The sequence below is a fragment of the Spirosoma sordidisoli genome (genome assembly GCF_004138325.1).
Lineage (GTDB): Bacteria > Bacteroidota > Bacteroidia > Cytophagales > Spirosomataceae > Spirosoma > Spirosoma sordidisoli.
This window is the reverse complement of sequence record NZ_SBLB01000005.1, coordinates 243,415-263,726: the sequence shown is the minus strand read 5'-3', so window position 1 is coordinate 263,726 and position 20,312 is coordinate 243,415. Positions and strand designations below refer to the sequence as shown.

The following is a 20,312-nucleotide window of genomic DNA, read 5'->3' as shown; positions in this document are numbered from 1 at the left end:
TGCGTTTATGCAGGGGCTACAACGATCGGTCAGCACCGACCACTACAGCAACGACCGGCCGCATCGAAACGACCGAAAGCAAATAGGCAGGACAAGGTCGATCAGGCCTGGTGGCGAGGGGTCTGTAGCAGCGATGTAAACGCCTGACGGGCATTCATGAGCTGCAGCCGGAATACCGCTATCGATAGCCGTTCCACCGCAAACGGCTCGCTACAGGTCAGGAAAACGACGGGTACAAAATCGTAGGCCGATGCGCCCCCATCGAACGATGGCAGGCGGTTGTGGCTGTGTTTGGGCGCTTTGCAGTGCTGCGAATCCGGCAGGTAGTGCTCGGTCAGAAACGACCAGAACGTCAGCGGTCGCCCTTCTTCCCGTTCGTGCTGATGATAATGGGTAAGCAATTCGGGCAGTCGAACCGCCTGCTCGGCGCTCATTGGCGGCAGTAAACTCCCGACAAAGAGCATGAGGGCCAGCCCAACTGACAAAAACTGCTTCATAGACAACGGCTTTTTATTCGCTGATTTTACGGCTAATTTAGCAAAGTTCTGTCCTGATAACGCCATTGATTATGAAATCGTTGTTTGTCTGGATGCCAGCCACGCTATTTGGAATAGGTCTATGGCTCTTGTTTCCAGGTTCAGCCGGGGCGCAGGACTTTCCGCAATCGTGGTACGGTCAGTGGCGCGGGCCGCTGCTCATCCGATCGGCCCAGGGCACCGCCCAAACCGTGGCTATGCAGCTCGACATTGGCCCCATAGACGCCGATCGGGCCAGCTTTGTCATTACCTATACCACCGGAAACCAGATCGACACCCGCGCCTACGAGCTCATTACGGTAGACGCCAAACGCGGCCAGTACGTTATCGATGAGAAAAACGGGATTCGGATCAACCAATACCGGCTCGGGAATCGACTGCTCTGCCAGTTCGATCTGGCAACCAACCGCCTGCAAACCGCCTACGAGCTGACCGGTCCCAACACGCTTACGTTTGAGGTGATGACCAGCGGCCCCTTGCCCGGCAGCTCCGCCAGTGGGCCAGTGCCGAGAGGGCAGGCCGCTCCTTCGTCGGTTTCGGGCTATCCGGCCAACGGGTTTCAGCGGGCCGTTTTGCAACGGCAATAGCGATTACCAGCCTCAGAACGGGTAGGAAATTCGGCACGCTCGGATGCTCCATCCGCTAGTGTGCGGATCGTCGTACTGATACGCCTGATCTACCCGACTCAGCCGAACGCCGTACACAACTCTACTGCGTTTGCGGGGCGTGTTCAGGGACCTAGTTGTTGGTACAGAGGTAGCCCGCCACAGCCGTTGACCGGCGTAAACGTAGGTTGTGCTACGATATGATCACGACACTGAAGGAAGGTCTGTTTTTGCGAATGGCCATTCCTTTCGGAAGCGCGTCGACAGCAGAAAGGCCACTACGCCCAACGCCATAACGATTAGTCCCGAGCGCATGAAGGCCCAGCCGGTTGAATAGAAAATAAACAGCCAGACGCCGATAGCCAGGAGTACCGGCAACGGGTAGAGCGGCATCCGAAACGGAAAATCCGCGGCCCGGCGTCCCCGCCTGCGGTGTAGCAGCAGCAAGCCCACGGCCTGTCCCACGAACTGCACCACGATACGCATGGCCAGAATAGCCGTAATGACATCGCCCAGCCGGAACAGCAGGCTAAATACGAAACCCAGCCCACCCAGAAACAAGAGCGACACGTACGGAAACTGCCGCGTAGGATGCAGCCGGGCGAAGATCCGGAAGAACTGCCCATCGACGGCGGCCGCGTAGGGCACCCGCGAATACCCCAGCAGCACGGCAAATAGCGACGAAAACGCCACCACCAACACCAGCACCGTAGCCAGCCGGGCCGCTCCTGACCCGTAAATCGTTTCAACGAAGGTGCTCACGATGAAGGTACTCTCCTGCGCCTGCCGCCAGGGCACCACGCTTACCACGCTGATGTTCATGAGCAGATACAGAAGAGCGATGCCCACTACCGAGATAAACATACTGGCCGGAATATTTCGGGCCGGGCGCTGGATCTCACCGCCGAGGTGACAGATGTTATAATAGCCAAGGTAACAGTAGATGGTTTTGACCGAAGCCTGCCCCAGTCCGGCCGCCAGCAGTCCGCCACTCAGCGACCCCATCGCTCCGAACGTTTCGCTGAGCGGCACCCGGATATGAGTCAGCCCCCCCACAATGATCCAGCCGAGGGTGAGCAGTACAGCGCCCCACATAACCAGCCCGATCCGGCCTACGGAGTCGATCTTGCGGTACAGCAGCGCAATGATCAGCAGCACGACGCCCCCCGACACCACCCGATGCTGCCACTCGCTGAGCGGCACCAGATAGGATGCGTACTGAGCAAACCCGATGGCACCGGACGCCACCACCAACGGAGCCTGAATGAGCGTTTGCCAGACGTACAGGAACGAAAGCAGACGCCCCCAGCGCCGTTCGCCGTACGAAATCTTCAGGAAGTTATAGCTCCCACCCGCCTGCGGGAAGGCTGCTCCCAGCTCGGCCCAGACAAAGGCATCGATCAGCGAAACCACCGCTCCCAATACCCAGGCCCACAAAAACAGCGGACCGCCCAGCGTTTTTATGACCAGCGGCAGCACCACAAACGGCCCGATACCAACCATGTCGATCATGTTCAGCGCGGTACCCTGTACGAGCGTCAGCTGCCGGGGCAGCGCCCCCCCCGAATCGGGAGTGGGTATGGGGCGAGAAGATTCAGAAGGCGTAGAATCGATCAATCCGGTAACGGATAAAAGAAGACAAAAGGATATCTATCGACCAACGGCTAAACCCGCCCCAAAAGTTCGCCGGTGGCGAGGCCGGTACCTCAGCAGACCCCAGGCAGCCTGTTGATTATAGAACAAATACTATAGACTAAGGTTAAATTAAATGAAACAGGTATTTACGGTTTCGTTCTAACTCAATCGGTATGAAAAAGGCAATCATTCTCAGCGCGGCCTTCGCTATAGGCATAGCCCTCGACTCGGCGGCACAAAGCAAGTCGGCCAAAACGAGCAACGGCGGTGTTGTTTCGCAACAGGGCGGGGCCACCAAACAGAGCAGTCAGTCGACTACGGCAAAGGCAACGCCTGTTGAGGGCCTGGAGCGTCGGGGCAGCGGCAAAATGGCATCCGGCGTCAGTCGCAACGGCAATACCAACCTGTCGCCCAACCAACCTACCAATACGCAGGGTAGTACCTCACAGGGCTCAGCCAGTGTACCATCGGGGGGCGGAGCGAAGGGCACGCGCGTAGCCGAATCGAAATCGAGAAGTTCGGCAACAGCGGCCAAGAGCACGAAAAACGGCACGGCTACCGACGGTGGACTAACCAGCGGAGGCACGCCTACCTACGGTGGTGCCAAAGGCAGCTCAGCGTCGACCTCGGGGTCTACGGGTGGCTCGCAGCGGCCAACCTCCACCGCCGGTGTGCAGAAAGAAGCCAAAACCAGCGATAAAAATGTCAGCACGAACGGGCCACAGCCCACCGGCGCTGGCAAGCCCGGCACCCCCGCCGGAGCTGCCGCGGGTAAGAAAACGGGTGGCAACAGCTACCCACAGGGCGGCAAAAACCAGTAGCCATTACAATAGAAAAAGCCGCTTCCCGGACTGAGAAGCGGCTTTTTCTATTGTGATCGAACAGCTTAGTTGAGCAGTTCGTCGAACGTCAGGCTCAGGTAATAGGTCGACCCAACGTAGGGGTTACCATAAGCCTGGAAGTACGGCTTGCCGAACAGGTTGGTAGCGCCCAGTTTCACAATCGACTTGATCCGCTGCACTTTGTAGTTCACCTGCGCGTCGAGGTTGCTGATAGCCGGCACGATGGTGTTGGTATAGAGCGGGATACCGGTTTCAGATGGCTGCGCAAAGCCTTCCCAGGTAAACGAATCCTGATGCTTGAACGCTACGGCAAAGCCGATGTTCGAGCCACCAACCGGGCGTTTGTTGAAGCCAACGTTCCAGCGATATTTTGGCGTATTGAACGCGGCCGTCTGCAACTCGGGCGAGGGCGTAAAGTTATTGAGCGTGTTGTTCGCGATGTTACCCGTCAGGCCGTAGCCTTTCGGCAGGGAGTAGTTCAGCCCAAGTGCCCATCCAGACGCGGTGATATCTTCGCTGCTGTTAGCTGGCAGCGAAAACACCCGGCGGGTATCCCCACTAAATACCCCCGACGCTTCCGGCAGCAGACCCGGCGCAATAGAACGCGTCGGTTGCAGCAAAATCACACTACCAATGAAGTTGGTGTATACGCTGTAGTAGTAGTAAGCATCGACAAACAGCCGTTTGTTGAATACGCCCCGGTAGCCAATTTCGTAGTTCGCTACGCGCTCGGGCTTGAACTCTTTACGCTGGTAGGGCTTGAGGTTTCCGATGTTGGCATTGACGGCCAGCCCCTGGACAACCGTAGTCCGGTTGGCGGAAAGAGCAGCCGGTAGAGCAGCCTGTACCTGCTGCTGGATAACGGTTGCGGCTGCACTGGCCGGAATCTGACCAGCGGCCACGGCTGCCTGTACGCCGGCCGTTACCTGAGCCGTTACCTGCTGGGTAATCAGCGCATCAGCTTGCGCTATAGTTGCCTGACTGGCAGCCGTAGCCTGAATAGCGGCTCCTACCGCCGTTACGTCGGGCCGGGTATACGAGTTCTGGAGGTTGTAGCGCGTATAAAATTCGGGCAGACCGCCAATCAGGCGGGCGTTGGGCACCAGCAGATCGATGTACTGGTTCTGGGTGGTGGGAATCCGGAAACCGGTCTGGTACGACACCCGGAAGTTATGCTCCCCGAACGTAGCCACGGCCGACACGCGGGGCGTAAACTGGCCAGCAAAGTTCTGGTTCTTGTCGTAACGCAGCGATCCGGTCAGTTTCAGGTGCTCGCTGAACAGCGATTTGCTGACCTGCGCAAACCCGCCAAACTCCGTAATGCCGATCCGGCCCGTACGGCCTTCTACGTTGTCGGCAAACAGGGTTCCTTCCGACCCCAGCTCATACTGCCGCAGGTTACCCCCAATCAGCACATCGGCAAATTTGATCTGGTTCTTGAAGTTGTATAAGCCTTCCACGTGGTACAGGTTCGACTTATCCTGAAAAGCACCACCGCCCTGGTTGATGGGCGTGTTGCGAACCCGCTCGTAAAGGGTGTTGTAGGCATCGGTGCCCGGTATGGGCCGCCCCTGATCAGCCACGCCCCGCGCCGTCAGGTGAGCCGCGTCGTCGGCCTGACCCGCCGAACGAGCCTGCACGTATGCGCCAACGTACTGGCCAAACCAGGTTGAGCTTGGCTTCCAGGCTTCGTTGAGGAAGATACTGGCCAGTCCGGCCGTATAGGACTTACCCGACCGCTCCTGCGTGGTATAGGCCCGCAGGGTAAAGTTGTCGCCCCGCAGTTCGAGTTTACCCTGCGCCAGGCTGAAATCACGCAGCGAGTACCGGCCGTTACCCGTGTAGACCGTTGTGCCGAAGCCGTAGTTCACCTGCCCGATCAGTTCTACTTTATCGGTAAGGCGGTAATGAACAGCACCGTTCACTTTCAGACTTTTGGTGTTGTAGTCGACCAGATTCACCTCCGGATAACCCGTACGGCTCACGTTCCGGTCGGGAAGCAGACCGAGGGCAGCCGCTGGCAATAGCCGCGCCGTGATCAGCGCCTGTCCTACCGAACGCAGGTTGGCCTGGGCCTCGTCGCCGTAGGTGTTTGTACCGTCGTAGTTGATGGCCGTTCCGGGGCCCCGGTTCGGGTCGGCATTGCCTTCTACTCCGTTGAGCGGGTTCAGGTTGGTGTAGTTGTTGGCCTGCCAGTCCTGCGCTTTCAGGTAGGCCAGGTTTACCTTGAACGCCAGCTTGTTGTTAAACGCTTTGGCGTAGCGGATCGACGCGTCGTAGAAGCCGGTGTTCTGCGTGGTGCGGTTCGAGGCACTCATGATTCCGGTTTTCACGTTAGCGCTCAGGCCCTGGTACAGGAACGGACTTTTGCTGTTCAGCAGAATCAGCCCCTGGATGGCGTTTGGCCCGTAGAGCGCCGATGCCGCACCCGGCAAAATCTCGACACTTTCGATATCCTGCTCCGGGATACCGGCAATATTGTCGACCGGGAAGTTCAGACCGGGGGCCGAGTTATCCATTCCGTCAATCATCTGCACCGTACGCGGGTTACCCGTTGCCCCAAAACCGCGCATGTTGATTGACTTGAACAACAGTCCCTGGGTTGCGATATCGACACCTTTCACGTTAGACAGACCGTCGTAGAAGTTTGCCGAGGGGGTGCTCTGAATAGCCCGCAGATCCATTTTTTCGACCGATACCGGCGATTTCAACACGCTCTCCTCAACCCGCGATGCCGATACAACGACCTCCTGGCCCAACAGCACCTGTTCTTTAAGCAGGATGTTCAGGGTGGTCCGGCTCTCATTGATCGTGAATTCCTGCGGCTGAAATCCAACCCCGGTGACCTGAATGACAAACGGACGTTCGGTGTTGGTGGTCAGCGAGAAGTTTCCTTTTGTATCGGTAATCGTTCCGATCACCTTTCCTTTAACGGCAATGCTGATACCAGCAAGCGGTTCTTTCTGGGCATCATCTGTTATTTTACCAGTGATCGTGCCTTGCGCCAAGGCGGCAATACTGGCTGAACAGACTACCCAAAGCACAAGTAATGAGTGGGCAATAAATTTGCTCATAGGACTTATAAAATAGACGTGGGTTATGAGATAACTGGCTCGTTTGTGCGGATAAAATTAAACATTAGCCTGAGTTTAGTACTAATTTTTCTTGCCATTTATAAATTTTTTCCCCGGCTTTGACCGGTTTGTCGTCATTTATCGGATTTAATTCACTAATTTGTCTATTAAGGGTTACATATTTTTGGAGTCAAACTGTTTATGGTTTTTGGCACACAGTAACTTAATAATAAATCTGTAGTGTATCTGGCCAATAGAGCGACCAGACCTTTAACCGTGTTTTTTCAAGTGGTTACCCCGCCCCAGCCGGTACTGATCTGTCCTATGTTTCACCATCACCCGCCCGCTTACCCTGTTATCTATACGTGGTAAACGTCCTGGTGTATACGCGTTGAAATGATCAGGTGATCTTTGTTGTGTCTATACAGTCGTCACCCCTCACCGGGATCCGTGCGGTCAGCGTCCACGCCATGGTCCATACCGTAGTCCGTATGCCCACCGGGACGCGTAGTTGGCCCACTTGGCGACAGCGATAAACCAGCCGGAAAACGTAACAGCCCGGCGGTCCGGGTTTGGCCGCCTGTGGTTTAGCCGCGTTCTTTCGGCCGGAAAAGTATAATACACAACCCGTTGCCTTTTCAAATCAGGATTTTTTCTCCCAGCCAATTGCTATGATAAACGAATCGAACCAGGACCGGCGTGGTTTCCTGAAAACATCGGGGCTACTGACAGGTGGAGCCCTGTTAAGCAGCCTTCCTTTTGGTGCTACGGCAGGCCCGGGCTACCATTTTTCAGTAAACGATACCATCAAGATCGCCCTGATCGGTTGCGGGGGTCGTGGTACCGGTGCGGCTCAACAGGCCCTGAGCACTAAACAGAACGTAAAAATTGTGGCCATGGCCGACGCCTATCGTGATCGGATCGACGATGCGTATAAGTCGCTTATGGAGCGGGGTGCCAAAGCCGCCGATGGCTCTCCCAAGGTAGAGGTACCCGAAGATCATAAGTTTGTCGGCTTCGATGCCTACAAGCAGGCGATCGCGCTGGCCGACGTGGTTATTCTGGCAACGCCACCGGGTTTCCGGCCCAGTCATTTCGAAGAAGCCGTTCGGCAGGGCAAGCACATATTCATGGAGAAGCCCGTGGCAACCGATGCGCCCGGCGTTCGGAAAGTGCTGGCCGCAGCAGAAGAGGCCAAAAAGAAAAAACTAAACGTTGTGGTTGGTCTACAGCGCCACTACCAGCCCGTTTACCGCGAAATGATCAAGCGTATTCACGACGGGGCGCTGGGCGACATCGTTGGTGGACAGGTATATTGGGTGAGCGGGGGCGTCTGGCAGAAGCCGCGTAAACCGAATCAGACCGAAATGGACTACCAGATGCGGAACTGGTATTACTTCAACTGGCTCTGTGGCGACCATATCAACGAGCAGCACATTCATAACATCGATGTAGCGAACTGGGTCAAGCAAGGCTATCCGGTGTCGTGTCAGGGAACAGGCGGTCGGCAGGTCCGAAACGGGAAGGACTACGGCGAAATCTTCGACCACCACATCGTCGACTTCACCTATGCCGACGGCACGACCATCAACAGCCAGTGCCGCCACTACGAGGGCACCTACAGCATCGTTGACGAGAAATTCCTGGGTACCAAAGGTAAGATCGACACGTTTGGGCAGAAAAGCGCACTGCTGCTCTACAAAGGAGCCCCCCTCTACGTCCACAACAGCAAAGCCGACGGCAACCCCTACCAGATCGAGCATGACGAACTGTTCGATGCCATTGCTAAGGGACAATACAAATTTGCCGATGCCGAGAACGGCGCTAAAAGTACGATGACGGCTATCATGGGTCGCATGGCTACCTATTCGGGCAAGGTCGTGAAGTGGGACGAAGCGCTGAACTCGCAGATCGACCTCTTCCCGGCTACGCTTGCCTGGGACGCCATGCCGAAGAGCCTGCCCGACAAAGATGGGGTCTATCCCATTGCCGTACCGGGTAAGACGATTGCGGTATAGGCTGATGGCCGAAAAACAGAAACGCCCGCTGCTGAATTACTTCGGCAGCGGGCGTTTTCGCAGGTATATACTTTATTCGCCGATCAGAACCTTCTGGCTGAACTGCTGCCGGAAAGCCGGGCGGTTTACGGTCACAATAAAAAAGGCGTCTTCGGTAGTCGGCGCGTTGATTTCGCGGCCGGCCAGCGTCTCTACTTTTTCATCGAACGACTGGAAAGGCTTACCCGAGCGGCTGGTCATCTCAACCCGAACTACTTCGTCGCGCGGGAAGCCCTTCAGGTACAACCGGAACTTACCAATGGTGCTTGGGTTCGGATAGGCCACCACCCGGATCGACTTACCGGCCTCGTCGGCATCCAGTGCCAATCCTTCTGTTGTATTCTTTACCAGCAACGGGGCCAGCTGGCTGTTGACCCGCAGGTAGTCATTACCCCGGTGATCGGCCATATAGCTCCGAAAATCGCCCCCCTTCATACCGGCCGCAGCCGACGTTGGGTCCATGGCATTATCGAACAACCGGACATTATCCACATAGCCACTCTTCAGCATAAAGTCGAACAGCACGAACTCCTGATCAGCCACCAGGTCAACCTTTCCGCCCCCGCTGGTGAGTCCGTGAAAGTCGTATCCGGTTGCTGCTGCCGGGCTGTACACCATCGAGTTATCTCGCCAGTCACCGGCATTGGAGCTAAGTACCGACAGTGGTTCATTAGCAACCTCGCTGGGAAGAACTACCGATACCTGCGAGGGGCCCCAGGTGAAATTCTTCGCCGAAAAATCTGATTTGCCAATTACTTCGTAGCGATTCGATTCGGTATTGAATGCCAGTCGCAACTGCACCTGCTGGGCCAGGGCAGGCACCATTGCCCCCATCAGCCCAATACCCGTTATCAAAGAATATACTGTCTTCATATTTTTGGGGAGCTAGTTTATCGTACACGACTTACAATCAGCGGCACGCATACAGCCGTAGGGCAACCACAAATCGTCAGCGACAATGCGGGCGACTTGGCCAGACAGCTGGCGGTTACCTGACTGATTGTATTGGTCCCGTTAGCGACCAGATTGGCAATGCTGTTATCATCGGTATACGTCAGTGCGTAAGCCATATAAGTACCAGCGGTCAGGTCTGCGGTGCTGAACGAAGGCGCGCTGGACACTTTGACCAGTTTTCCGGTGGCATCGGTCAGTACATAACTGGTCCTGGTGCCAGGGCCGGTGCTGCCTCCGGCGGCCCGTAGCGTGATGGTTTGTCCAATCTGGTAGTCGCAGGTCACCGGAGCCTGCACACAGGCTTTGAACACCAGCGCGTTTGACCAGTCCATACACGAAGCTGACACATCACTTAGCAAGTTACCTACCTGTAGGTTACTGACAGCGCCTTCGTAGGTTAGGGCCAGCGCCATGTAGGTAGCGGTTCCGCTCAGGCCTGTAAAGCTGGCGGTTGGGTTGATCTGTAGAATAACACCGGAGTTATCAGCCAGTACATAGCGTGTGCTGACCGCGCTGCCGCTGCTCCCCCCCGTGCTGGCCAGCGTTACCGTAGAGGTGGTATAGTCGCAACCGGGCAGATCGATGGGACAGCCATAGTCATTTACCTCTGTGTTAGCGGGCGTACCCGGGCATAAATCGATGGCGTCATCAACCCCATCCGCGTCTGAATCAGCGACCCACTCAACAGTCACAGACTTGCTATGTGCTGGTAAGCTGGAGGCCACCACGCGCTGCCCTAACGGCAGGACCAGAAGGCTTATCAGCCAGATATATAGTCGTTTCCTGCACATGAATTTATTTGCTTAGGGTAGGTGCTGTCAGATTACAATTGGTACAGAGTGTACCTGTATTGGCATAATTCTCGAAATACAGGTTGTTCTCACCCAGAATGTCGTTAGCCGAATACATCGTGTTGGTGAAATCCCCCCCCCGCATACCCGGCTCACTTGAATCAGGATCACTACCATTGATATACAGGCGTAGACCCGGTAAACACACACCGCCGGGCAGTGTAAAATGGAACAGCAGCGTTTCAACACCCGATGTCAGATCTACCTTATCTCCTACTGAGCCTACACCGTGAAAGTCGGAGCCCTCCACTTCGTAGACCCGCGAGTTATCAGACCAGCTTCCACCGGATACACTGGTAATCGTAAAGGCTGCATTCGTCAAGGATGACGGCGTAACCACCGATACCTGAGAACTGCCCCAGTTAAACTGACTCTGGGTAAAGTCGGGACGGGCGTACACTTCGTAGCGGGCCTGCGGGATGTTGTACCGCAGCGTGTAGTCAACCGTCTGGGCCATTCCGGCCAGTGCTGAGCCCAGCAGACAGACAAGGAGGAGAACTTTTTTCATGATAAAAACAACAAATTGAGAGGTAAAGGGAGCGTAGTGTTCAGCTACGCTCCCGGTTATTATGGTTACGGAATCTGCTCCAGCATGAAGTCGAAGTTGTACAACCCTGCGCTGTTCATCTGGGCCGGACTCTGGGTCTGGTAATTGGTGATCACGTTGGTAAGGATCAGTGAGGTATCATTGCTGGTACCCTGGTATTTCACCTTACCGTCCATGTTCACATCGCCGAAGTAGTACCCAAACGCGTTGTCGTAGTTGTACAGCGGGTCGGTTGATGGCGACTGTGCCGCAACAACCTCGGCGAAGATGGTAATCAGGTCGTTACCAACACCCTGATATTTCACCTTACCGTTGTGGTTGGCGTCACCAGCCCACATAGCCTGCTTACCACTTAATGTTGTTTGCTCCCACCCTTCGTAGTTGAACGCACCTACTGTTTTGTTCCACAACTCAGGTCCAGTCTTCGTTGTAAAATCAACAATTGTGCCAGTAGAAGAAAGTGGTATAGCCGTAGCCGTCATGACACCCAGGTGGTTGCGATGTTTCACGCTCACGTAGAAGCTGCTACCGGTCAGTCCGGTGAAGCTGAGGGGCGATACACCATCGCTGGCGAGTACCACATCACCATCGCGTTGTACCAATGCCGAACGGGTAGCGACCACGGCCGACATGTTGCTTGGGTTGCGAAGTTCGACGAATACCCAGTCTACAACGGCATCCGTAGAACCGACGTTCTGCGCCGTTACGCTGGCTGGCATCGTTTCGCCACCACCACCGTTGACGTGCGTAAAGCGTCCGTCCGTGATAGCCGTATACGGCTCGCGGGTCGGCAGGAAGCCGCGGCTCCGCAGATCATCGCGCATCAGACCACCGGTACCGCCCACCAGTGCTCCCTGCAGCAGCACTTTCAGCTTCAGGACAACGACAGGTGTAGCGGGTGCCTGTACGAGAACACTGACGGTAGCCACATCACACTTGCCCGCGCTGTTGCAGACCGAGTAGGTGAAGCTGGCTGGACCCGTGTAGCCCGCAGCCGGCGTGTAGGTGTAGCTGCCCGTCGGACTCATCACCACCGTTCCGCTGCTGGGCTGACCGCTGCTGTAAGTCAGCGGCAGACCCTGCGGATCCGAGTCGTTGGCAGCCACCGTGCCCGTCTTCGACGCGTCTTTGGCCGTCACCAGCGCATCGTCTACCGCGACCGGCGCCAGCGTGGTGTTGATCGGGGCCGTCGGCTGCACCGTCACCGTTACCAGCGCCGTGGCACACGAAGGCTGGTTGCTGCCCTTGTCACAGACCGAATACGGAATCGTCACCACTCCCGTGAAGCCCACCGGCGGGGTGTACACCAGCTGACCGTTCACTACGCTGGCCGTGCCGGTGGTCGGCTGCGACAGGATCGTCGGGGGGTTGAGCTGGCCGTTGAGACTGGTTGCCGAATCCGGGTCGGTGTCGTTGGCCACGACGTTCACCGTCACGCTGCTGCCGGCCGTGGTCTGGGTCGCGTCGTTGTTGGCAATGGGCTTGTTGTTCACGCCCGGGGCCGGATCAGGATCGGCCACCACGTTGATCGTCACACAGGTGCTGGCGCTCAGGCCGGCCGTGTTGGTAGCCGCGTAGCAGAAGCTGGTCGTGCCGGTGAAGCCCGTGGGGGGTGTGTAGGTATAGGTACCGTCCGGATTGAGCACGACCGTCCCGCTGGTGGGCTGGCTGAGCAGGCTCACCGTCATGGGCTGCCCCTGGGGGTCTCGGTCGTTGGTCAGCACGTTACCCGACACGGGGGTACCCGGCTTGGTGTTGGCGATATCCGGCGTTACGATCGGGGCCTGGCAGTTAGCGATCAGCACAATCGGGCCTGCATACACACCTGACTTACACACGCCCTGCGTAATGAAGAAGTTGGTATAGGTTCCCGGTGCCAGTCCTGTTATGCTCAGCACACCACTGGCGTTGCTGGTTGCCACCATTGCCTTCGATATGCCATTAAACAGATACTGGAATACAAAGGTCTGGTTCGGTGCCACATTGCTCAGAAGCAAACGGCCGTCATTACCCGTGCAGCTGGCGTTTACACCTGTCAGCGTTGCCTGTGTTGGTGTTGGCAGAGCCGGATCGCTCAGATTGAACGGTCCAGCCAGCGGTGTCGATGCGCAACCCAGACTGCTGGTCAGTACAAAGTTGCTGTAATTACCAGACGTCAGACCCGTCAGCGAGGCCACCCCGGCACCATTAGCCGTCAGCGTTACCGTTTGGGCTGCCGCGCCGTTTTTCTGGTAACTGAGAGTGTACGTTGCATTCGCCACCAGACCGGTCAGGCTGAAGCTACCGGTAGCCGTTCCACAACTGGTCGGATTAGCCGGAATCAGCATATTCGATGTCAGGTTGGGCGCGGCCGGATCGGTCAGCACAACCGCCGACAGGCTCTGTGCCGATGTACAGTTGTTCACAGCCAGGCTGCTGATCTGATAGCTACCCTGTCCGAGGCCAGTCAGTGAGGCAACCCCACTGGCGTTGCTGGTCAGCACGACCGTTTGGGCCGTTCCGCCATTTTTGCTGTATACCACCGTATAACTGGTCGAAGAAGTCAGGCCACTGATAGCGATGCTACCGGTACTGGTTCCGCAACTGGTTGGGTTGGTAGCTGCGATCTGGCCTGGCAGCAGCACAGGAGCAGTCGGATCATTCAGCACTATCGTTGTCGAGGCTGGCGATGACTGGCAACCCGATACAACACGGTATGTAAATCCACTGTATGAGCCCGCCGACAACCCGCTCAGGCTGATCTGACCACCTGAGTTAGCCTGAGCTGCCACGTCCGGCATAGCCACCCCGTTTCTGCTGTAGCTGATCGTGTAACTCTGACCGGCTGTGAGGCCATTGATCAGGATGCTACCGGTCGACGTTCCGCAAGCCGTTGGGTTTGTTTTGCTAAGCTGACCGCCTACCAGAGCCGGTAAGGCAGGACCGTTTCCGACCGTCACCGAACCGTTGTAAACGCCCGATGAGCAGGCACCTGACTGGTACGCGAACTGGCTATAAACTCCTTTGCCCAGATTCGGAATTTTCAGGGTTCCGTTGGCGTCGCTGGTTCCGCTGAAGCTCTGTGCTACACCATCTTTCAGGTAATTGATAACCACACTGGTGCTTAACGGCAGGCTGGTCATCAGAATATAACCATCCGAACCACCGCAGGTTGTGGGATCAAATGCGTTCACATCCGTAAATGTTGGCGTTGGCAGCACACAGCTTGTCTGCTGTACGAGAACACTGACGGTAGCCACATCACACTTGCCCGCGCTGTTGCAGACCGAGTAGGTGAAGCTGGCTGGACCCGTGTAGCCCGCAGCCGGCGTGTAGGTGTAGCTGCCCGTCGGGCTCATCACCACCGTTCCACTGGTGGGCTGACCGCTGCTGTAAGTCAGCGGCAGACCCTGCGGATCCGAGTCGTTGGCAGCCACCGTGCCCGTCTTCGACGCGTCTTTGGCCGTCACCAGCGCATCGTCTACCGCGACCGGCGCCAGCGTGGTGTTGATCGGGGCCGTCGGCTGCACCGTCACCGTTACCAGCGCCGTGGCACACGAAGGCTGGTTGCTGCCCTTGTCACAGACCGAATACGGAATCGTCACCACTCCCGTGAAGCCCACCGGCGGGGTGTACACCAGCTGACCGTTCACTACGCTGGCCGTGCCGGTGGTCGGCTGCGACAGGATCGTCGGGGGGTTGAGCTGGCCGTTGAGACTGGTTGCCGAATCCGGGTCGGTGTCGTTGGCCACGACGTTCACCGTCACGCTGCTGCCGGCCGTGGTCTGGGTCGCGTCGTTGTTGGCAATGGGCTTGTTGTTCACGCCCGGGGCCGGATCAGGATCGGCCACCACGTTGATCGTCACACAGGTGCTGGCGCTCAGGCCGGCCGTGTTGGTAGCCGCGTAGCAGAAGCTGGTCGTGCCGGTGAAGCCCGTGGGGGGTGTGTAGGTATAGGTACCGTCCGGATTGAGCACGACCGTCCCGCTGGTGGGCTGGCTGAGCAGGCTCACCGTCATGGGCTGCCCCTGGGGGTCTCGGTCGTTGGTCAGCACGTTACCCGACACGGGGGTACCCGGCTTGGTGTTGGCGATATCCGGCGTTACGATCGGCGCCTGGTTGGCGGGTTCGCTGACGGTCATGTAGGCCGTCGCCGTCGTGCACAATACCGGCGAGCCGTTGTCGCACACCTGATAAGTAAAGTTGTCTGTACCTACATAACCCGGTGCCGGGGTGTAGGTGTAGCTGCCGTTGGCGTTGAAGACCACCGTGCCGTTGGTCGGGTTGGTCAGCTTAGTGAAGCTCAGTGTCTGACCTGCATTCGGATCAGAGTCGTTGCTAGCCACCGTACCCGTAGCCGACGTGCCTTTGGTGGTCAGCAGTTGATCATCGATCGCTACCGGGGCCACGTTGGTCACACCCGCTGGCTGAGTTGGATCAACACTCACCGTCACCAGAGCCGTCGTGCACAACACCGGCGAGCCGTTGTCACACACGCTGTAGGGGAAGCTCACCACACCCGTGAAGCCCACCGGCGGGGTGTAGACCACCTGCCCGTTGACCACACTGGCCGTACCCGTGGCGGGCTGGCTCACCGTCAGACTCGTCAGCGCGTGGCCGTCAGGGTCCCGGTCGTTACCCAGCACATTCACCGTCGTCGACGTGCCCGCCGTCGTGCGGGTGGCATCGTTGAGCGCAATCGGGGCGTTGTTGGTCACCGAATTAGGCTGAGTCACTGGCGTCAGCGTCAGCGTACTGGTTGTACAGGCCGGTGGCGTGGCTGCGTCGCAGACCTGGATCGGTACGGTTACCGGCGCCGTCTGGCTGGCCGGAGCCGTGTAGGTATAGCTGCCGTTGGGACTCAGCGTCAAGCCGGCCGGTGGGGTGCCAATCACCGAGGCTGTCAGCGGGGTGCCCTCAGGGTCTTTGTCGTTGGTCAGCACGTTACCCGCTGTCGGCTTACCCGGAATGAACGTGTTCACGTCGGGCGTCACAACGGGGGCCTGGTTGACCACATCGTTCACCGTCATGTAGGCCGTAGCCGTGGTACACAACACCGGCGAACCGTTATCGCACACCTGATAGGTGAAGTTGTCCGTACCTACATAACCCGGTGCCGGGGTGTAGGTGTAGCTGCCGTTGGCGTTGAAGACCACCGTACCGTTGCTGGGGTTGGTCAGCTTGGTGAAGCTCAGCGTCTGACCTGCATTCGGATCAGAATCGTTGCTAGCCACCGTACCCGTAGCCGACGTGCCTTTGGTGGTCAGCAGTTGATCATCGATCGCTACCGGGGCCACGTTGGTCAGACTCGAGGGCTGAGCCGGATCCACCGTTACCGTTACCAGAGCCGTCGTGCACAACACCGGCGAGCCGTTGTCACACACGCTGTAGGGGAAGCTCACCACGCCCGTGAAGCCCACCGGCGGGGTATAGACCACCTGCCCGTTCACTACACTGGCCGTACCCGTGGCGGGCTGGCTCACCGTCAGACTCGTCAGCGCGTGGCCGTCAGGGTCCCGGTCGTTGCCCAACACGTTCACCGTCGTTGACGTGCCCGCCGTGGTCCGGGTGGCATCGTTGAGGGCAATCGGGGCGTTGTTGGTCACCGAGTTAGGCTGAGTCACTGGCGTCAGCGTCAGCGTGCTGGTTGTACAGGCCGGTGGCGTGGCTGCGTCACAGACCTGGATCGGCACGGTCACCGGTGCCGTCTGGCTGGCCGGAGCCGTGTAGGTATAGCTGCCGTTGGGACTCAGCGTCAAGCCGGCCGGTGGGGTGCCAATCACCGAGGCTGTCAGCGGGGTGCCCTCAGGGTCTTTGTCGTTGGTCAGCACGTTACCCGCTGTCGGCTTACCCGGAATGAACGTATTCACGTCGGGCGTCACAACGGGGGCCTGGTTGACCACATCGTTCACTGTCATGTAGGCCGTGGCCGTCGTACACAACACCGGCGAACCGTTGTCACATACACTGTAGGTGAAGTTGTCGGTGCCTACATAACCCGGTGCCGGGGTGTAGGTGTAGCTGCCGTTGGCGTTGAAGACCACCGTACCGTTGGCCGGGTTGGTCAGCTTGGTGAAGCTCAGCGTCTGGCCCGCGTTGGGATCAGAATCGTTGCTAGCCACCGTACCCGTAGCCGACGTGCCTTTGGTGGTCAGCAGCTGATCATCGATCGCTACCGGGGCTACGTTGGTCAGACTCGAAGGCTGAGTTGGATCAACACTCACCGTCACCAGAGCCGTGGTGCACAACACCGGCGAGCCGTTGTCACACACGCTGTAGGGGAAGCTCACCACACCTGTGAAGCCCACTGGTGGCGTGTAGACCACCTGCCCGTTGACCACACTGGCCGTGCCCGTGGCGGGCTGGCTCACCGTCAGACTCGTCAGCGCGTTGCCGTCGGGGTCCCGGTCGTTGCCCAACACGTTCACCGTCGTTGACGTGCCCGCCGTGGTCCGGGTGGCATCGTTGAGGGCAATCGGGGCGTTGTTGGTCACCGAATTAGGCTGAGTCACTGGCGTCAGCGTCAGCGTGCTGGTTGTACAGGCCGGTGGCGTGGCTGCGTCACAGACCTGGATCGGCACGGTCACCGGAGCCGTCTGGCTGGCCGGAGCCGTGTAGGTGTAGGAACCGTCGGGGCTCAGCGTGAAACCAGCCGGTGGGGTACCAATGGTGCTGGCTGTCAGCTTGGTACCTTCAGGGTCTTTGTCGTTGGTCAGCACGTTGCCCGCCGTCGGCTTGCCCGGAATGAACGTGTTCACGTCGGGCGTCACAACGGGGGCCTGATTGACCACATCGTTCACCGTCATGTAGGCCGTAGCCGTCGTACACAACACCGGCGAACCGTTGTCACATACACTGTAGGTGAAGTTATCCGTGCCTGTGAAGCCAGGCGCTGGCGTATACGTGTAGCTGCCGTTGGCGTTGAACACGACCGTCCCGTTGGTCGGGTTGGTCAGCTTGGCGAAGCTCAGCGTCTGACCTGCATTCGGATCAGAATCGTTGCTAGCCACCGTACCCGTAGCCGACGTGCCTTTGGTGGTCAGTAGTTGATCATCGATCGCTACCGGGGCCACGTTGGTCACACCCGCTGGCTGAGTTGGATCAACACTCACCGTCACCAGAGCCGTCGTGCACAACACCGGCGAGCCGTTGTCACACACGCTGTAGGGGAAGCTCACCACACCCGTGAAGCCCACCGGCGGGGTGTAGACCACCTGCCCGTTGACCACACTGGCCGTACCCGTGGCGGGCTGGCTCACCGTCAGACTCGTCAGCGCGTTGCCGTCAGGGTCACGGTCGTTACCCAGTACGTTTACCGTGGTCGACGTACCTGCCGTGGTGCGGGTGGCATCGTTGAGCGCAATCGGGGCGTTGTTGGTCACCGAGTTAGGCTGAGTCACTGGCGTCAAGGTCAGCGTGCTGGTTGTACAGGCCGGTGGCGTGGCTGCGTCGCAGACCTGGATCGGTACGGTCACCGGCGCCGTCTGGCTGGCCGGGGCCGTGTAGGTGTATGAACCGTCGGGGCTCAGCGTGAAGCCGGCCGGTGGCGTACCGATGGTGCTGGCCGTCAGAGGAGTGCCTTCAGGGTCTTTGTCATTGGTCAGCACATTGCCTGCCGTCGGCTTACCCGGAATAAACGTGTTTACGTCGGGATTGACGATCGGCGCCTGGTTGGTTGGCTGCTGAACCAGTACAGAAACGGTTGCCTTATCACAAAGCCCGGCGGTATTGCAGGCGAGATAGGTAAAGCTGTCAGCACCTGTATAACCAGGGGCCGGTGTATAGGTATAGCTTCCGTTTGCGCTCATCACCACCGTACCGTTTGTCGGTTGTCCGGTGGCGTAGGTTAGCGCAAGTGGAGGGCTGTTGGGATCACTGTCGTTGGTAGCAACCGTACCCGTTTTGGCGGTATTGACCTGCGTCAGCAGCGCATCATCCACCGCTACCGGTGCCAGGGTTGTATTGGCAGGCGGGGTGGGCAGTACGTTCACCGTCACTAAGGCCGTCGCACAGAGCGGTGTAGAAGCTTTATCGCACACCTGGTACGGAAACGTGACGACACCGGTAAAGTTGGCCGGGGGCGTGTATGTAATGGTACCGTCGGCGTTAGGTACGGCGGTTCCTTGCGAGGGCTGACTAAGGATAGTTGGCAAATTCAGTTGCCCGTTTACCGTTGTCGCGCTGTTGGGGTCTGTGTCGTTGGCCAGAACGGCAATAACAACCGGCTTGCCAGCGGTTGTCTGAGTAGCATCGTTGTTAGCAATGGGCGAATCGTTGCCGTTTGGTGATGGCGATGGATTTACGTTGATAGTCACGCAGGACGACCCACTGGTTCCGGCCGTACTGGTAGCGGTGTAGCAAAACGTGACCACGCCTGTGAATCCAGCCGGGGGCGTATAGGTATAACTTCCATTGGGCGAAATAACGGCAGTACCCACGCTGGGTGGTGTTGTCAAAGACGCGGTCAATGTGCCACTATTCGGATCGGTATCGTTGGTTAACACATTACCCGATACCGGCGTATTGGCATTTGTATTGGCAATATCGGGGCGCACTACCAACGGAATCGGACTACAGTTGGCGGGTGCTCCGGTGTTGCTGATATACTGCTCAAGCGGGTTCTGATTACCACCCGAAGGTTGCCCCGAAGCAGAGTAGAAACTGTTGGGTACGTTAAAGGAAAATGCGTCCAGAGCGGCCTGAATGAATGGATCGCCAGGCGGTAACGGTTGAATTGGTCCGAAACAGCCATTGCCGGTAAACGTAAACAGCGCTACGGGTGTACCGGCCACAAATGCCCCTAAATTCGATTCAGTAGGTGATTTACCAATCACGTAGTATGCATAATTGGGATCGAGCACCGCTGGAGCATAATCCTGAGTAAACACAGAGCCATTGGTAGCCGTCAGCGATAAACCCTGGCCTAGCTTGGCCGGACTTTTCTCCCAGCTCTGGGCACCGCTCGCATCGGTTATGTTACTTATCGTGAACCCTATGGGCACTTTCAGGGTAAACTGAGCCGTTGACACCAGCTCATTGGCCCCTCCGTTATTCCCGTTAGGGGTCGAATAATCGGGTACTGCCCAGGCAGTGTAACGCTGAGTTGTCGAGTTATAAGTTACCCGAAACTTCACCGTGTTTGTAGACTGCTGGGCCTGTAGCCAGTGGCTAGCCAGTATCAGCATCAGTGAAAAGACCCACGTGAGATAACGACTTATATTGTATTTATTTT

At 57.7% G+C, this 20,312-nt stretch carries 10 protein-coding genes; 3 read left to right on the top strand and 7 right to left on the bottom strand.

Going from position 1 to position 20,312, the window contains the following annotated elements; all coding sequences use genetic code 11:
* Positions 1-101: 101 nt before the first annotated feature.
* Positions 102-497 (bottom strand): hypothetical protein, encoded by a 396-nt coding sequence (locus tag EQG79_RS18935; protein ID WP_129603208.1) that lies wholly within the window; start codon positions 495-497, stop codon positions 102-104.
* 71 nt (positions 498-568) lie between these two features.
* On the opposite strand from EQG79_RS18935, the gene EQG79_RS18930 reads away from it, so the two are divergent.
* Positions 569-1,123, top strand: coding sequence for a hypothetical protein (locus EQG79_RS18930; RefSeq protein WP_129603206.1), 555 nt, complete (start codon positions 569-571; stop codon positions 1,121-1,123).
* A gap of 222 nt (positions 1,124-1,345) precedes the next feature.
* Here EQG79_RS18930 and EQG79_RS18925 read toward each other — a convergent pair whose 3' ends face one another.
* Positions 1,346-2,758 (bottom strand): APC family permease, encoded by a 1,413-nt coding sequence (locus EQG79_RS18925; RefSeq protein WP_240699392.1) that lies wholly within the window; start codon positions 2,756-2,758, stop codon positions 1,346-1,348.
* Positions 2,759-2,949: 191 nt separating this feature from the next.
* Here EQG79_RS18925 and EQG79_RS18920 point away from each other — a divergent pair, with 191 nt between their 5' ends.
* Positions 2,950-3,597 (top strand): hypothetical protein, encoded by a 648-nt coding sequence (locus tag EQG79_RS18920; RefSeq protein WP_077919580.1) that lies wholly within the window; start codon positions 2,950-2,952, stop codon positions 3,595-3,597.
* Positions 3,598-3,662: 65 nt separating this feature from the next.
* Here the strand turns inward: EQG79_RS18920 and EQG79_RS18915 are convergent, their stop codons facing one another.
* On the bottom strand, positions 3,663-6,692 hold the full coding sequence (locus tag EQG79_RS18915; protein WP_129603202.1) for a carboxypeptidase-like regulatory domain-containing protein: 3,030 nt from the start codon (positions 6,690-6,692) through the stop codon (positions 3,663-3,665).
* A gap of 671 nt (positions 6,693-7,363) precedes the next feature.
* Between EQG79_RS18915 and EQG79_RS18910 the strand changes: the two genes are divergently transcribed.
* On the top strand, positions 7,364-8,710 hold the full coding sequence (locus EQG79_RS18910) for a Gfo/Idh/MocA family protein (RefSeq protein ID WP_077919627.1): 1,347 nt from the start codon (positions 7,364-7,366) through the stop codon (positions 8,708-8,710).
* A gap of 72 nt (positions 8,711-8,782) precedes the next feature.
* Here the strand turns inward: EQG79_RS18910 and EQG79_RS18905 are convergent, their stop codons facing one another.
* The 4 genes from EQG79_RS18905 to EQG79_RS18890 form a co-directional block, all read right to left on the bottom strand.
* Positions 8,783-9,622: a hypothetical protein gene (locus tag EQG79_RS18905; protein WP_129603200.1), complete on the bottom strand. Its 840-nt coding sequence runs from the start codon at positions 9,620-9,622 to the stop codon at positions 8,783-8,785.
* A 17-nt stretch (positions 9,623-9,639) separates the two neighbouring features.
* Positions 9,640-10,395, bottom strand: a complete 756-nt coding sequence (locus EQG79_RS18900) for a hypothetical protein (protein WP_077919583.1) — start codon at positions 10,393-10,395, stop codon at positions 9,640-9,642.
* Between the two features lie 103 nt (positions 10,396-10,498).
* A complete protein-coding gene (locus tag EQG79_RS18895; RefSeq protein WP_236648582.1) occupies positions 10,499-11,062 on the bottom strand; it encodes a hypothetical protein in 564 nt (187 codons plus the stop codon).
* A gap of 65 nt (positions 11,063-11,127) precedes the next feature.
* The gene (locus tag EQG79_RS18890; protein WP_165358926.1) at positions 11,128-20,265 is read right to left on the bottom strand and encodes an Ig-like domain-containing protein; all 9,138 of its coding nucleotides are present in this window, start codon (positions 20,263-20,265) and stop codon (positions 11,128-11,130) included.
* Positions 20,266-20,312: the final 47 nt, after the last annotated feature.